Here is a 15,009-nt window from a genome sequence, read left to right on the forward strand (position 1 = left end):
CGTGCGGACCGCCGAGCCCGTCCTGCGGCTGACGGGGCTCGGTTGGTCGGTCCGGGGTGTGCCGATCGTGGAGGACGTCTCCTTCACCGTGGGAGAGGGCGAGTTCGTCGCCTTCATCGGACCCAACGGTGCGGGGAAGACCTCCCTGTTCAACCTGATCTCCGGGATCTACCCGGCGAGCCACGGCACGCTGGAACTGGACGGGGCGGACATCACGGGCCTGCCCGTACACGCACGGGCCCGGCGCGGGATCGGACGGACGTTCCAGACCTCCTCGCTGTGGGGCGGGATGACGGTTGCCGAGCACGTACGGCTGGCTGCGCAGGGCGCGGCCGGGCCGGCCGCCTCCTACCGCTTCTGGCGCCGGGCCGACCGGTACTCCGCCCAGGTCGCCGAGACGTTGGAACGGACCGACCTCGGGCACCGGGCGGACACCGTGGCGAACGCCCTCTCGCACGGCGAGAAGCGCAAGCTCGAACTGGCCGTGCTGCTGGTCGCCGAACCGCGGCTGATCCTGCTCGACGAACCGATGGCCGGCGTCAGCGCGGAGGAGGTCCCGGCCCTCACCGAACTGATCCGCTCGGTGCACCGGGAGTCGGGCCGGACGGTGCTGATGGTGGAACACCACATGGACGTCCTGCTCGGTCTCGCCGACCGGCTCGCCGTGATGCACCACGGCACCCTTCTGGCACTGGACACGCCTGCTGCGGTGATGGCGGACCCCACCGTGCAGCAGGCCTACCTGGGTGAGGCGCTGTGACGGACGATCCCTTTCTGACGCAGTATCGGAAGACGCGGGAGACGACGGTGGACGGGCGGGCGGCGGGTGCGGCGGAGATGCCGAAGCCGTTGCTCGCCGTGCGGGACCTGCGGGTGGTCATCGACGGCCTGCACATCCTGCACGGCGTGGACCTCGACGTGGCCCCCACGGGCGTGACCGCGCTGCTCGGCCGCAACGGCGCGGGCAAAACCACCACGGCCAAGGCGGTCATGGGCCTGGTGCCGAGGTCGGGAAGCCTCCTCTTCGACGGGGCCGAACTGGCAGGACTGCCGACCCATCTGGTCGTCCGCCAGGGCATCGGCTACGCCCCGGAGGACCGCGGCGTCTTCGCCGGGCTCACCGTGGCCGAGAACCTCCGGCTGGCCGAGCGTGATGCCGAGCCCGCCTACGACCTGGTGCACGAGCTCTTCCCCGAGCTGCGTAAGCGGGCCCGACAGGCCGCCGGGACCCTCTCCGGTGGCCAGCAGCAGATGGTGGCGATCGGCCGCACCCTGCTCAACCGCAACCGGCTGATCATCGCCGACGAGCCCACCAAGGGTCTGGCACCGAAGATCGTCTCCGAGGTGGCCGAGGTCCTGGCCCGGGCGGCGGAACGGGTGCCGATCCTGCTCGTCGAACAGAACCTCGCACTGGTGAGACGGCTGGCCGGCCGCTGCACCGTCCTGGCCGACGGCCGGACCGTCCACCGGGGCGACACCGCCGAACTGCTGGCCGACGAGGAGGCCTCGCGCCGACTGCTCGGCGTCGGCAGCAGGCGCGCTTCTGCTGCCGCCGCGCAGGCCGCGGCCGACGACTCCCCCCGTCCCGTCGAATCCGCTACGGAGGTGACCTCTCCATGAACACCGTCGTCCTCCTCGTCTGTACGGGTCTCGGTCTGGGCGCTCTCTACTTCCTGGTGGCCTCCGGGCTGTCGTTGATCTTCGGTCTGATGGACGTGCTCAACTTCGCCCACGGGGCCCTGCTGTCGGTGGGCGCCTACGCCGCCTGGTGGGCCTCCGCCGAGGCGGGGGTGGGCTTCTGGCCGGCGGTGCTCTTCGGCACCGCTACGGGGACCGCCGCCTCCGTCCTGCTCGAACTGGCCGTGATCAGGCCCCTCTACAGTCGTCCTCGCGACCAGATCCTGGCCACCGTCGGCGTCGGCCTGGCGCTGCCCGCCCTGATCATGGGCATCTGGGGCGCCGACGCCCGGCCCTTCCAACCGCCGGCCGCGCTGGCCGGCACCGTCTCGCTGCTGGGTGCGGTCGTCCCCGTCAACCGCTTCGTCCTGATGGGCGCGGCCCTCGTGGTGCTGGTGCTGCTGCGCCTCTTCCTGAGCCGTACCCGGTACGGCCTCATCGTCCGGGCCGGTGTCGAGGACCGCGCCATGGTCACGGCCCTCGGTGTCGACGTGCGTCGTGCGTTCACCCTGGTCTTCGCCATCGGCGGAGCCGCCGCCGCACTCGGGGGCGCGCTCGCCGGTCTCTACTTCGGTTCCGTCAACCCCGGCCAGGGCACCGGTCTGCTGATCTTCGCCTTCGTCGTGGTCGTCATGGGCGGCATGGGCTCGGTCACCGGTGCCGCCGTCGCATCGGCCGCAGTGGGCCTCGTCCAGCAGTTCGCCAACTACTACACCGCCGCCGGGCTGGGCGATCTCTCCGTCGTCGTACTCCTCGCCGTACTTCTCCTCGTACGGCCCCGCGGACTCACCGGGAGGCTCGCGTGACCGCCAACTCCTCGACCACGGGCACCGAGAGCCCGACGGGCGTCACAGTCTCATGGCCCGGCGGTGCTTCTGACGGAGATTCTGGAACACCGGGACGTGGTCGCACCATCCCTCGAACAGGTGAATCATTCGGTGACGGCTCGACTCCGCTCCGTCGAGCACTACGCTGGTGGCCGATCACCCTGCTGATCCTGTTCCTTGTCGCCCCATACAGTGCGCTTCCCGTCCCGGGATTCCTCGACGGGCCGCTCGGCAGCCCCGGAAGCCTCCAACTGATCGCCCTGTGCCTCCTCTACGGGGCCCTCGCCACCGGCTACGACCTGCTCCTCGGCCGGACGGGCCTGCTCTCCTTCGGCCACGCCCTCTACTTCGCGGCGGGTCTCTACTGCACCGACCTCGCCATGCTCGAACTCCGCCTCCCCCTGCTGCCGGCCGCTGCCGCCGGCATCGCCTGCGCCACCCTGCTCGCCGTGCTGCTGGGCGCGGTCAGCCTCCGGGTCACCGGCATCGGCTTCTCCATGGTCACGCTCGCCTTCGCCCAGGCCGGGGCGATCCTCGTCCAGCGCAACCCCGGCGGCCTCACCGGCGGCGAGGAGGGGCGCGCCGCCCCCGCGGACCTGCTGCCGTCCTCGCTGGTCGGCATCGGCAACACCGCCAACCTCTACTGGATCGCGCTCGGGTACCTCGTCCTCACCCTCGCGATCGTCCACGTCACCGTCGGCTCGCCGATCGGCCGGGTCTGGGCCGGCATCCGGGAGAACGAACGACGCGTCGAGGTCCTCGGCCTGCGGCCGTACGGCTACAAGCTGATCGCCTTCGTCGTGGCCGGAGCCCTGGCCGGCGCCGGCGGCGTCGTGTACCTGCTGCTGACCGGCGGCGCGACCCCGCAGGCCGCGACCTCCGACGCCACCCTCGCGCTGCTGGTCATGGTGGTGCTCGGCGGATCCGGCACGCGCTGGGGTCCGCTGCTCGGCGGCGTCCTCTACACCTGGGCCGGCCACCGTCTCGGCGACCTCGCCAACTCCGCCGCCGTCGCCGACCTGCCCGCCGTGCTGCGCGTCCCGCTCTCCCAGCCGCTCTTCCTGCTGGGCGGCCTGTTCGTCGTGGTGGTCTACCTCCTGCCGGGCGGCCTGGCTAGACTGCCCGCCCGTCTCCGTGCCGCCCGTGCCGGCTCGGCCGTGCCTGTTCGAATCCGTGGAAATGAGGCAGCGTGAGCATCTCCGGAGGACCCGTGCACGACGAACTGTCCGTCCCCGTGCCCGGTGGGGACCTGGCCGTCCTGCGCTGGCCGGCCCGGGTGCCCGACGCACCCACGGTGGTCGCCGTCCACGGCATCACCGCCAACGCCCTGGCCTGGGGCGAGATCGCCGACCGGCTGGCCGGCCGGGCCACCCTGATCGCTCCGGACCTCCGGGGACGGGCGGACAGCCGCTCGGTAGACGGCCCGTTCGGCCTCGCCCGCCACGCGGACGACGTCGCGGAGGTCGTCCGCGCCCTGGGCCTCGGCCCGGCCCACCTGGCGGGGCACTCGATGGGGGCGTGGGTCTGCGCCCTGACCGCGGTACGCCACCCCGGGCTGGTGAGCCGGGTCCTGCTGGTCGACGGGGCCGTGAGCTTCCCGCTCCCCGCAGGGGTCCACGAGGACGACGCACTGGCGGCGGTCCTCGGCCCCGCCCTCGCACGGCTGTCCATGACCTTCCCGGACCGGCAGGCGTACCGGGAGTTCTGGCAGGCCCACCCCGCCTTCGTCGACGAGTGGACCGCACGGATGGACGCCTACACCCAGCGCGACCTCGTCGGGACGGAGCCCGGACTCCGCTCCTCCTGCGTCCCCGAGGCGATCCGGCAGGACGGCCGCGAGGTGCTGCTGGACAAGGAGGCCGCTGCCGCCGTCCACCAACTGCCCTGCCCCGCCGAACTGCTCTGGGCCGAACGCGGGCTGCTCAACGAACCGCAGGGGCTCTACGACGCGGCGCGCCTCAGGTCGGCCGGCCTGGACGAAACCCGCGTCCCCGCCGCCACCGTCCCCGGCACCAACCACTACTCGATCATCGGTGGTGCGGACGGTGCGGACGCCGTGATCGACCGGCTGCTGCGGGGCGCGACGCTCGACTGACCCGTGGAAGGCCGGTCGCCGGCCCGGATCCGTCGGAGACGGTTCGAGCCGGCGACGGCGCCCGGTCCGAGCCGGCCCGCCTGAGCGGGCCGGCCGGAGCGGGCCGAACGGCGAGCGAGTGACCTGGGAGACCGGGATACCGGGTGGCCCGGGGAGGTCCCGGGAGGCCGGGAAGGAGGGTTCAGCCCGCCGTCCCCAGGAAGCTTTCCCAGCCGCCCGTCGGGGCCTTGCCCACGCCGAGGGTGCGGAGCTTGCGCAGCGTCGACTGGTCCTGGACCTCCAGCCACTCGACCAGCTGCCGGAACGAGACCAGCCGGACGTCCGGCTTGCCGGCGATCTCCTTGATGGTGTCCTCGACGGCGTTCATGTAGATGCCGCCGTTCCACTGCTCGAAGTGGTTGCCGATGAACAGCGGCGCCCGGTTGGTGGTGTACGCCCGGTTGAAGCCCGCCACGTAGGCGTCACGGGCCTGGGCCTGCCACTCCGCGTGCTTGGACGGGTCGCCCTTGGTCGAGCCGTGCGACTGGTTGGCGAGGATGTTGTAGTCCATGGAGAGCACCTGGAAGCTGTGCCCGGGGAACGGGATGCCCTGCAGCGGGAAGTCCCAGATCTTGCCGTCCTGGACCTTCTGCGGCCAGATCTGCAGGCCGCCGGGCGAGCTCGCGTCGTACTTCCAGCCCAGCTTCGCCGCGGTCGGCAGCAGCCCCTTCTGCCCCTGCAGGCAGGGCGTGCGGCCGCCGATGAGCTCCTTCTTGTAGTCGAAGGGCAGCGGATCGACGTCGGTGAAGCCGGTGTTCGTCTTCCACTGCGTGACGAACGACACGGCCTGCTGGATCTCGTTCTCCCAGTCCTCGGGAGTCCACTTGTTCACGGCGTTGCCGTCGTCGGGCTGACGCGCGCAGAAGTGGCCGTTGAAGTGCGTGCCGATCTCGTGGCCGGCCAGCCAGGCCTGGCTGATCAGCTTGATGGTGTTCCGGACGGCGTTCGCGGAGAGGAACGGGATGTCCGAGGCGCCGACGGGGTGGCGCGGCGGGTGGTAGAGGCTCGACTTCTCCTTCGGCACCGTGTAGATGCCGGAGAGGAAGAAGGTCATCGACGCCTTGTGCTCCTCCGCGATCTTCAGGAACCGGCTGAACTGCCCGTCGTCCGTGGCGCCCGCGCCGTCCCAGGAGAACACCACGAACTGCGGCGGCTGCTCACCGGGCTTCAGCTTCTCGGGCTTGGGCTGGTTCGGCTGTGCGCCGCTGTCCGAGGTCGAGCCGTCGCCGAGCGGCGTGCCCTTGACGGGCTTCGCCGTCGAGGTGCTGCCGGCGCCGTCCCCGGAACCGCCGCCGGGGCCCGAACCCTTGGCCTTCGCCCCGCCGCCGCTGGAACAGGCGGTGACAGCGCCGAGAGCCGCAGTGGCCGCCCCGGCACTCAGCACTGCCCTCCGCGAGATGCTGCTCATGGTCTCCCCTACCCGCGTGGTGCCCGCACCCAGCAGACGTCCGGACACCAGGAGGCATCCGGACGGCGCCGACATAATCGGACAATTGATCTGTATTCCTGCACAAGGATGTCATGGGCGCTCAGGTCGGTACAGCGCGCCTGTCCACCCCCAGGCCACCACGCAGCTCATACCCATGGCGGCTGCACCCTCGACCCGACTGTTGCGGTCCTGAGACAGATCGTCGGGAAGGGTGGCGGGCCGATCGCTGCCGGCGCGGGGTCAGGGAGGCCGAGGAGTCCGGGGGGCCGTGCGGCCATTGTCCGACCCGCGACCCGCCCCTGTCTCCCGACCCCGGCCTGCGATCCGGACGGGGCTGGGCCGGGACCGATCCGGGACCGATCCGGGCCCGATCCGGACCGGACTGACCCGATCCGGACCGACCGGGATCCGGTCAGGTCGTCTCAGGTCGGAGCGGCGGTGCTCAGCAGGCCGCCGCAGCGCGGCGCCGACGGCGGATGACGCGGGCGATGCTGCCGCTGATCAGCGTCGCCGCCGCGCAGGACACGACCAGGCTCAGCCAGGCGGTGTCGAACCAGTGGCTGTTGAGCCAGCCCAGGCTGACGATGTAGGCGGCCCAGACCACGGCCGCCAGCGCGGACCAGCGGAGGAAGATCCGCGACGAGGCCGGCGAGTGCCCGACCGCCAGGTCGAGGACGGTGCGGCCGGCCGGGACGAACCTGGCGATGATCACGATGACCGCAGCGGCCCGGCTGGTGCGCTGCGCCAGTGCCGCCTGCATCCGCTCGACGCTCGTCGCCAGTTCGGGACGCCGGGCCAGGCGGCGCCGTACGGCCGGAGCCCCGCGGCGGGCCAGGTTCAGCAGCAGGAGGTCGCCGAGGAAGGAGGCCACGGCCACCCCGAGGCCCAGCAGAAGCGGAGCACCCTCGACCTCGGAGGTGCGGAGCACGGCGAGGATCACCAGCGTCCCGCTCGGAAGGAAAGGAAGGAACGCGTCACCGAGCACGGCGCACAGCGCCAGCGCGCAGATCCACGACGGGCCGAGTACGGCTGCGGCGTCCAAGGTCGAACTCCCTCCAGACCGCCCGGGGGAGAGCAGTGCTGCAGGGAGTAACGCTAGCGAGTCGAACTTTCATGCCATGAAGCACCCCCCGTGTGTCGCTGCTCACGGCACACGGGCTGAGCCGCAGCCGCTGCGGGCGCCCCGGCGGAGCCGCGTCCCCCGACCGGGTCGGCACATGGCACGAGCCCCCGGAGCGGGGTGCCGCTCCGGGGGGCTCGCGGGGACCATCGGTGCTGGTCCAGCCCGGTGGTCTTCGTCAGGAGCGCGGTGATGCATGCACCGCACTGATGAGTAACTTTGCCCGATCGTCTTTCCTGACGCGACATCAGGAGCTGGCGACTTCCCGCGCTGGCATGAAGTCGCCAACCGCCGCCTGCACGGGGCGGCCGATCGGTTCGGGAACGAGGGAACACGCCCGCCCGCCCGGAGGTTGTCCTCCGTCGTCGGTCGACCGACCGGCGACCAGGAACCCGCGGCGACCAGGAGGACGGGCGGCATGAGCGGCGAGCACACGGGCGGAAGCCAGAACCCCACGGAGACGGTGCCGGGCGACCCCGTCCGCGGACGCGCCCGCGGGTCCGCGCCCGCCCCGCTCTCCATCCTCGACCTCGCCACCGTCGGCGCCGGCTACTCGCCGGCCGACGCGCTCACCGCCACCACCGAGCTGGCCGCGGCGGCCGAGAGGTGGGGCTTCCACCGCTTCTGGGTCGCCGAACACCACGGCATGCCCGGGGTCGCCAGCTCGAACCCCGCCGTGCTGCTCGCCCACCTCGGCGCGCACACCCGCACCCTGCGCCTTGGCTCCGGCGGCGTGATGCTGCCCAACCACGCCCCGCTCACCATCGCCGAGCAGTTCGGCCTGCTGGAGGCCCTGCACCCGGGCCGGATCGACCTCGGCCTCGGCCGGGCGCCCGGTACCGACCAGGCCACCGCCCGGGCCCTGCGCCGCGGGCTCTCCGACGGCGCCGACGACTTCCCGCAGCAGCTCGCCGAACTCACCCACTTCCTCGACGGCGACTTCCCGGACGGGCACCCGTACGCCCGGCTGCGCGCCGTCCCGCAGAGCGAGGCCCGGCCGCCGATCTGGCTGCTCGGGTCCTCCGGCTTCAGCGCCCGACTGGCCGGCCGGCTCGGCCTGCCGTTCGCCTTCGCCCACCACTTCAGCGCCGCCAACACCGTCCCGGCGCTGGACCTCTACCGCAGCACGTTCCAGCCGTCCGCCGTCCTGGACGAGCCCTACGCACTGATCGGCGTCAGCGCGGTCGCCGCCGACCGGGAGGCCGAGGCGCTGCGCCTGGCCCGGTCCGCCGGCCTCGCCATGCTCCGGCTCCGCCAGGGCCGCCCCGGTCTGATCCCCACCCCGGACGAGGCCGAGGCCCACCCCTACACCGAGATGGAGGCGGACTTCCTCGCGAGCTGGCTCGGCAACGTCGTCCTCGGCACCCCCGGGCAGGTGGCCGACGGCCTGGAAACCCTCCGCAAGCGGGTCGGCGCCGACGAACTCATGGTCACCTCGCACATCCACGGTCACGAGGCCCGCCACCGTTCCTACGGCCTGATCGCCGAGGCGTACGGGCTGACCGCGGCCGTTGACGCCGGTGATGCCGGTGATGCCGGCAACGTCGGCGGTGCCGTCGGCGCTGCCGACCCGAGCCCCACGGAGGTCCCGGCCCGCTGATCCGGGTCCGCTGATCCGGCTCTGCTGATCCGGCTCCGCCGATCGCGGTGTCGCCCGGACTCAGTCGGGTTGGCACTCCCGGAGCATGTCCGCCACGATCTCGGCGTCCCCGGGCTTGGCGAAGTACCAGCCCTGGGCGGTGTCGCAGCCGGTGAGCCGGAGCCGCTCGGCCTGGGCCGCGTTCTCGATGCCCTCGGCGGTCACGGTCAGGCCGAGGGCGTGGGCGAGCCGCACCATGGCGCCGACGATCTGTTCGTCCGCCTCGGTGCGCCGGGCCCGGGCACCGTCGGGGTCGGGGGAGGCGGAGCGTCCGCCGGGGAGGCCGGTCGTCCCGGCGTCGCGGAAGGCCTCGACGAAGGTCCCGTCGAGCTTGAGGACGTGCACCGGGAGCCGGGAGAGGTAGGCGAGGTTCGAGTACCCGGTGCCGAAGTCGTCGATCGCGATCCTGATGCCCATGTCGGCGAGGGCCTGCAGGGCCTGGATGGGGCGCCCGCCCGGGCCGAGCAGGGCGCTCTCGGTGATTTCCAGCTGGAGGAGTCCGGCGGGGAGACCGGTCCGGTCCAGGACCTCCGCCACGTCCGCGACGACGTCGGAGTCCCAGATCTGACGGGCGGCCAGGTTGACGCTGACGAAGGTGTCGGCGTCCGGGAACTCCGCCAGCCAGCGTCTCGCCTGTCTGCAGGACTCCTCCAGCACCCACTTGCCGAGCGGCACGATCGCGCCGGACTCCTCGGCCAGCGGGATGAACCGGTCGGGCGAGAGGGTGCCGTACCGGGGGTGCCGCCAGCGGACCAGCGCCTCGGCGCCGTGCACCAGCCCGTCCGAGAGGCCGACCAGCGGCTGGTACTCGACGATGAACTCGCCGCGCTCCAGGGCCGGCCGCAGCGCCGTGGAGAGCAGCTGCCGGGTCAGCTGGTGGGCGCCGCGCGCCGGGTCGTAGAGCGTCCACCGGGCGCGGCCGTCCGCCTTGGACCAGTAGAGGGTGGAGTCCGCGTCCTTCAGGAGGTCGGTCGGGGAGGTGCCCTCGACCGGCCGTTCCACCACGCCGACGGAGGCGGTGACGGCCAGCCGGTGACCGCCGATCTCGAAGGGCTTCTCCAGCGCCTTGATCAGTCGGCCGGCGAGCGAGGTGAGCTGCTCGGAACCTTCGCTGTCGGTGATCAGGACGGCGAACTCGTCGCCGCCGAGCCTGGCCACCAGCTGCCGGTCGCCACGGGCGAAGCCGTTCTCCAGCCGGGCGGCCACCGCGACCAGCAACTGGTCACCGACGTGGTGGCCGAGCGTCTCGTTGATCACCGCGAAGCCGTCGAGGTCGAGGTAGCACAGCCCGATCCGGGGATGCCGCTCGCCGTCGGCGGCCTGCGCGGCGCGGTTCGTCGCGCCCTTGGGGGCCCCGCGCACGCCGGAGCCGTTCGCAGCGCCGACGGCACCGTGGCCGTTCGCGGAGCCGGAGGCTCCGGAGGCGTTCGCAGGGCCGGCTGCGCGGGCACCGTTCACCGCGCCCGCTCCGGCGCCTCCGGAGCCCTTCACCGCGCCGCCCGACCCGGAGCCGTTGAGCGCCGCGGCGGCCGTGGTGAGCGTGCCGCCGGCCGAGCCGCCGCCGGCGGGCCTGGCGCTGCCCGCGGGCCTGCTGCCGCCCGTCGGCACCGGGCCCTTCACCGCCGTCGCCCCGGGCTCGGTCCGTCCGCGGTCCGTCCGGGCGCCGACGGCGAGGAACGCGGCCTCCAGCCGCTCGAAGAAGAGCGTGCGGTTCGGCAACCGGGTCAGCGGATCGTGCAGGGCCTGGTAGGCGAGCCGGTCGCCGAGGAGCCGCTGCTCGGTCACGTCCTCGACCATGGCCAGGGTGTAGAGCGGGTGCCCGGCGCCGTCCCGGATCAGGGAGAGGGCCACCTTGCTCCACACCGAGCGGCCGTCCCGGTGCTTCAGCCGCTTCTCGACACGCAGCCGGTCCCGCTTGCCGTGCACCAGGTCCCGGTAGAGGCGCCGCGGGGTGTCCTCGGGCTCGATGATCTCGTGGATGTGGGTGCGGGCGAGGTCCGACGGCTCGCGGCCCAGCATCGCCGCGAAGGCGGGGTTGGCCTCGATGATCCGGTCGTCCGCGTCGATCAGGGCCATCCCGATGCCGGCGTCCGCGAACGCCGCCCGGAAGCGGGACTCGCTCGCCCGGAGAGCGGCCAGCAGGCGTGCGGTGCTGCCGCCCACCGGCCCGGTGCAGGTGGGACAGGAGAGCAACGGCTCGACCGGCAGGGCCGGTTCGATCCCCGGACGGCCCGACGAGTGCCCCACCGATGACTGACCCACCGACGGCGACTGACCCGCGGTGCCCGCCTGGGCCCCGGTGCCCGCCCGCTCGGCGGTGTGCTGCTCGGGGTGCCCGGGCGGCGAGTGCGGGGGCTCGGGGCGGCCGTGGCGCGCCCGGTTCAACTCCTCGTGCCGCACACCCGTGTGGTGTGCGTCGACCCCCTCGTTTCGCCCCGGCACGGCATGCTCCCGTCCGCTGCTCCCGCTGATCCGGACGGCTGCCGTAGTGCAGTTGTCCGTGTCCACGGCGGTCCACGCCCTCGTCCGATCCAACCCCTCGATCGAAACCCCTCGGGTCGGGCCACCGTCGCCGATCATAGGCGTCGGGGAGAATCTGCGGCGACCGCCGCCAGGGTGATTCGTCGGCTTTCTGACGGAGCGTGAGCGGACCCGGCACCGCCCCCGCCCGCCGCGGAACGGCGGCGGACGGGGGCGGGTGCGCATACGGCCTGCTCGTCCGGTGTGTGACCGGGCGGACGGAGGTCCGGTGTGCCGGTGGTGGGTGTCACGGCACCGGGGCGGTGGGAGCGTTCCGACGATTTTGGGAGCGCTGCCACCGACGGCGTGTCGCGGGTCAGGCCAGCTTGGCGGTGAGGGTGATCGTGGTGCCGGTGAGGGCCTGGCTGACCGGGCAGTTGGCCTTGGCGTCCTCGGCGGCCTTGACGAAGCCCGCCTCGTCGAGGCCGGGGACCTCGCCGGTGACCGTCAGGTGGATGCCCGTGATGCCGGTGCCGGGCTGGAAGGTGACGTCGGCCTGGGTGTCCAGCTTGGTGGGCGGGGTGCCGGCGCCGGCGAGGCCGTGCGAGAGGGCCATCGAGAAGCAGGAGGAGTGGGCGGCGGCGATGAGCTCCTCGGGGCTGGTCTTCCCGTTCGGGGCCTCGGCGCGGGCCGGCCAGGACACCGGGTACTCCCCGATGCCGGAGGAGGCGAACGTCACCACGCCCTTGCCCTCGAGCAGGTTGCCTTCCCACGCGGTGCGTGCGGTACGGGTGGTTGCCACGATCAGGTACCTCCAGTGCTGGGAGAACTGCTGGGTCGTCACGTCCTGTGGCGCCGCGCCCAGCCTACGCGGCGATTGTCCGTCCGGACGGGCGCTCGGCCGCACCCGCCACGCGGGGTCGCCGGATGTCCGGATGGTGGACGCTTGGTCCGAAAGGTGGGAGTTCGGGGGGTGCCCCCTGTTAGATTTGCCGAGGCCCGTGCCGGTTTCCGGCCGTCGGGCGTGTCCAGCCCCGCCAGCTCCGGAGCGATTGTCCGATGACCGATCAGCCCACCGACCCCGCCGCCGACGCCGTGGCCGCCGATGTCGCCGCCGCGGACGCCGCCGAGGCGATGGCGCAGGTCGACGAAGCGGTCCGCGCCGAGCTGACCAGCCTGCGCGAGAGCATCGACAACATCGATGCGGCGGTCGTCCACATGCTGGCCGAGCGCTTCAAGGCGACCCAACGCGTGGGCCGGCTGAAGGCCGACCACAAGCTGCCCCCGGCCGACCCCGCCAGGGAGCGCGAGCAGATCACGCGCCTGCGCGAGCTCGCCGCCGGTGCACACCTCGACCCGGTCTTCGCCGAGAAGTTCCTGAACTTCATCATCGCCGAGGTGATCCGGCACCACGAGGCCATCGCCCGTTCCTGACCGGGTGCCTGCCCGCACACGGCACCGCCGTACGCGGAGCAGTCGCACACGGAGCCGCCTCGCCGAACCCCCGTCCGGATGTCGGATGCGGCTAAATACGGGATTTCCTGTGTACGGCCCACGGCGCTAGCGTGCTGTTCTCTTCGACCGGCGATCTCGACCCACCGGCGGGGCAGTCGCCGAGCCGGCCCGCCGGGCCCCGGCGCGGCCCGGCGGTGGCGCGGAGGGTGGCACTGCAGATGACCAGCTACGTGGGCACCCCCGGCGCGGAGCCGTCGACGGGCCCCGAGCCCTCCCGGCGCCCGGACGGTCCCACCGGCGCGGCTCCCGCCGCCGACGCCGGCACCACCCCCGGCAGCGGCATCGACGGCAGCGGCAGCAGCATCGACGGCGGCAGCGACACCGGCAGCGACACCGGTAGTGGCACCGGCAGTGGCAACGGCCGGCGTCCGCGGCGCCGCTGGCCCTGGTGGGTCGAGCTGCCGGTGATGGCGGCCATCGGCCTGGTGGTGGCGCTGGTGATCAAGACCTGCCTGTTCCAGGTGTTCACCATCCCGTCCGGCTCGATGGAGAACACACTGCGGGTCCACGACCGGGTGGCCGTCAACAAGCTGGCCGTCCTCACCGGCTGGGAGCCGAAGCCGGGCGAGCCGGTGGTCTTCCGCGACCCCGGGAGCTGGCTGCCGAACCAGCCGGACACCTCCGGCACCCTGCCCGGCGCCTTCGACGCCGTGCTGAGCTTCGTCGGCCTGCTGCCGCCGAAGGACGACAACTACCTGGTGAAGCGGGTCATCGCGACCGGCGGCCAGACCGTCCAGTGCGCCGGGACGGTGCTGCGCGTGGACGGGCACCCGGTGGCGGAGCCGTACCTGCACGCCGGCGACGACTCCTGCTCGGGCCTGGACTTCGGGCCGGTGACCGTGCCGCAGGGGTACGTCTGGGTGGAGGGCGACCACCGCAGCAACTCGGCGGACTCCCGCTACCACCGCGACGGGCCGGGCGACGGCGCCGTCCCCGTGGCGAACGTGGTCGGCCCGGCCGCCGCCGTGGTGTGGCCGCTCGGACACGTCGACTGGTTCGGCTGGTCCGGCCGCTGACGGCGGACCGACCGGACCGACCGGACCGACCGGATCGAGCAGATCGACCGGCGCGGACCGACAGGCGCTGACCCGGCCGGGTCCGGCCCACCCGCTCAGCCGGTCAGGCGGATCCCCGGACGACGTCCTGCGGGGCGTCCTCGCCGTCCGAGCCGCGGCCCAAGCCGTCGCCCGAACCGCCGGAACCGCAGACCCGCTCGGAGGCACCGCCGCCCGAGGCCGCCGTCCGCTCCGGTTCGGCGCCGGACTTGCTGGTCTGGGCGGCGAAGGCGCCCGCCAGCACCAGCAGGCCGCCGAACAGCTGCGGTGCGCCGAGGTGTTCGCCGAGCAGCACCCAGGCGAGGACGGTCGCGACCACGGCCTCCAGGTTGGCGACCACGCCGGCGATCGGCGGCGACAGGTGCTGGACGGCGACCACACCGGTCAGATAGGCGAGCACCGTGGCGACCAGCACCATCCAGGCGGCCGGCAGCACCGCGGGCAGGCTGTGGCCGTTCATGGTGACCGAGCCGCCGAGCAGGCTCCAGTCCGCCTCCCAGGGCCGGGTGAAGGCGGTGAGCACGACGGCGCCGATGAGCAGGCCGTACGCGCTGACCGCGATCGGGTCGATCGGCTTGTCGCCGCGGCGGCCGGCGTCGGCGAGCACGAAGTAGCCGACCTGGCAGCAGGCCGCGCCGAGGGCGAAGACCACGCCGAGCGCGTCGAAGGAGAGCCCGTTCCAGACCTCGACGACGCAGGCCAGGCCGGTGACGGCGACGCCGGCGCCGATCGCGGCCCCGCGGGAGACCGGGCGGCGCTGCACGAACTTCACGTAGCCGAGCAGCAGCGGCGGGCCGAGGTACTCGATGAGCAGCGCGACGCCGACCGGGATGCGCGAGATCGCCGCGAAGTAGCAGGCCTGCACGCCGGCCACGGCCAGCAGGCCGAACCCGAGCAGCAGGCCCGGGCGCTGGCGGACGGCGTCCCGGTGCCGGTAGGCGAGCGGCAGCAGCACCACGGCGGCGCCGGTCACCCGCAGCCACACCACGTGCAGCGGTGAGAGGCCGGCCTCGATCAGGGGTTTCGCGGCGGTGCCGGAGCCGCCGAACGCGAAGGCCGAGAGCAGGGCGAGGGAGAGGCCGAGCGAGCCGATGCCGCGGGCCGGGGTGGGGGAGGAGCTGCGCACCGACGCATTGTGCCAGTCCGTGGACGT

The 15,009-nt window shown here is 73.1% G+C and carries 13 protein-coding genes; 8 read left to right on the forward strand and 5 right to left on the reverse strand.

Features of this window, described 5'->3' with window-relative positions; genetic code table 11:
• Position 1 precedes the first annotated feature (1 nt).
• The 5 genes from AB0O09_RS18150 to AB0O09_RS18170 all read left to right on the forward strand — a co-directional run bounded on the left by AB0O09_RS18150 (position 2) and on the right by AB0O09_RS18170 (position 4,599).
• Positions 2-760, forward strand: coding sequence for an ABC transporter ATP-binding protein (locus AB0O09_RS18150; RefSeq protein ID WP_363542630.1), 759 nt, complete (start codon positions 2-4; stop codon positions 758-760).
• A gap of 77 nt (positions 761-837) precedes the next feature.
• Complete coding sequence (locus AB0O09_RS18155) at positions 838-1,620, forward strand: ABC transporter ATP-binding protein (RefSeq protein WP_363542631.1); 783 nt, start codon at positions 838-840, stop codon at positions 1,618-1,620.
• The gene (locus AB0O09_RS18160) at positions 1,617-2,483 is read left to right on the forward strand and encodes a branched-chain amino acid ABC transporter permease (protein WP_344627088.1); all 867 of its coding nucleotides are present in this window, start codon (positions 1,617-1,619) and stop codon (positions 2,481-2,483) included. The genes AB0O09_RS18155 and AB0O09_RS18160 overlap by 4 nt, the downstream gene beginning before the upstream one ends.
• A 107-nt stretch (positions 2,484-2,590) precedes the next feature.
• Positions 2,591-3,697 (forward strand): branched-chain amino acid ABC transporter permease, encoded by a 1,107-nt coding sequence (locus AB0O09_RS18165; RefSeq protein WP_363542692.1) that lies wholly within the window; start codon positions 2,591-2,593, stop codon positions 3,695-3,697.
• Positions 3,694-4,599 (forward strand): alpha/beta hydrolase, encoded by a 906-nt coding sequence (locus AB0O09_RS18170; RefSeq protein ID WP_363542632.1) that lies wholly within the window; start codon positions 3,694-3,696, stop codon positions 4,597-4,599. The genes AB0O09_RS18165 and AB0O09_RS18170 overlap by 4 nt, the downstream gene beginning before the upstream one ends.
• 181 nt (positions 4,600-4,780) lie before the next feature.
• Here the strand turns inward: AB0O09_RS18170 and AB0O09_RS18175 are convergent, their stop codons facing one another.
• Positions 4,781-6,046 carry a hypothetical protein gene (locus AB0O09_RS18175; RefSeq protein WP_363542633.1) on the reverse strand — a complete coding sequence of 422 codons (1,266 nt, stop codon included), beginning with the start codon at positions 6,044-6,046 and terminating at the stop codon, positions 4,781-4,783.
• Positions 6,047-6,509: 463 nt separating this feature from the next.
• Complete coding sequence (locus AB0O09_RS18180) at positions 6,510-7,109, reverse strand: hypothetical protein (RefSeq protein ID WP_363542634.1); 600 nt, start codon at positions 7,107-7,109, stop codon at positions 6,510-6,512.
• A gap of 496 nt (positions 7,110-7,605) precedes the next feature.
• Between AB0O09_RS18180 and AB0O09_RS18185 the strand changes: the two genes are divergently transcribed.
• Positions 7,606-8,787 carry an LLM class flavin-dependent oxidoreductase gene (locus tag AB0O09_RS18185; protein ID WP_363542635.1) on the forward strand — a complete coding sequence of 394 codons (1,182 nt, stop codon included), beginning with the start codon at positions 7,606-7,608 and terminating at the stop codon, positions 8,785-8,787.
• Positions 8,788-8,847: 60 nt separating this feature from the next.
• On the opposite strand, the gene AB0O09_RS18190 is transcribed toward AB0O09_RS18185, so the two are convergent.
• Both AB0O09_RS18190 and AB0O09_RS18195 read right to left on the reverse strand, forming a co-directional pair.
• Positions 8,848-10,989, reverse strand: a complete 2,142-nt coding sequence (locus AB0O09_RS18190; protein ID WP_363542636.1) for an EAL domain-containing protein — start codon at positions 10,987-10,989, stop codon at positions 8,848-8,850.
• A gap of 673 nt (positions 10,990-11,662) precedes the next feature.
• A complete protein-coding gene (locus AB0O09_RS18195) occupies positions 11,663-12,088 on the reverse strand; it encodes an OsmC family protein (protein WP_363542638.1) in 426 nt (141 codons plus the stop codon).
• 332 nt (positions 12,089-12,420) lie between these two features.
• Here AB0O09_RS18195 and AB0O09_RS18200 point away from each other — a divergent pair, with 332 nt between their 5' ends.
• Together AB0O09_RS18200 and lepB are read left to right on the forward strand one after the other, a co-directional pair.
• Positions 12,421-12,720: a chorismate mutase gene (locus AB0O09_RS18200; protein WP_344627099.1), complete on the forward strand. Its 300-nt coding sequence runs from the start codon at positions 12,421-12,423 to the stop codon at positions 12,718-12,720.
• Between the two features lie 239 nt (positions 12,721-12,959).
• Entirely contained in the window at positions 12,960-13,817 is an 858-nt protein-coding gene (lepB, locus tag AB0O09_RS18205) for a signal peptidase I (protein WP_363542640.1), read from the forward strand.
• A gap of 103 nt (positions 13,818-13,920) precedes the next feature.
• Here lepB and AB0O09_RS18210 read toward each other — a convergent pair whose 3' ends face one another.
• A complete protein-coding gene (locus AB0O09_RS18210; protein ID WP_363542641.1) occupies positions 13,921-14,982 on the reverse strand; it encodes an EamA family transporter in 1,062 nt (353 codons plus the stop codon).
• Between the last annotated feature and the right edge of the window lie 27 nt (positions 14,983-15,009).

The organism is Kitasatospora sp. NPDC093679, assembly GCF_040683455.1.
GTDB classification, from domain to species: Bacteria; Actinomycetota; Actinomycetes; order Streptomycetales; family Streptomycetaceae; genus Kitasatospora; species Kitasatospora arboriphila.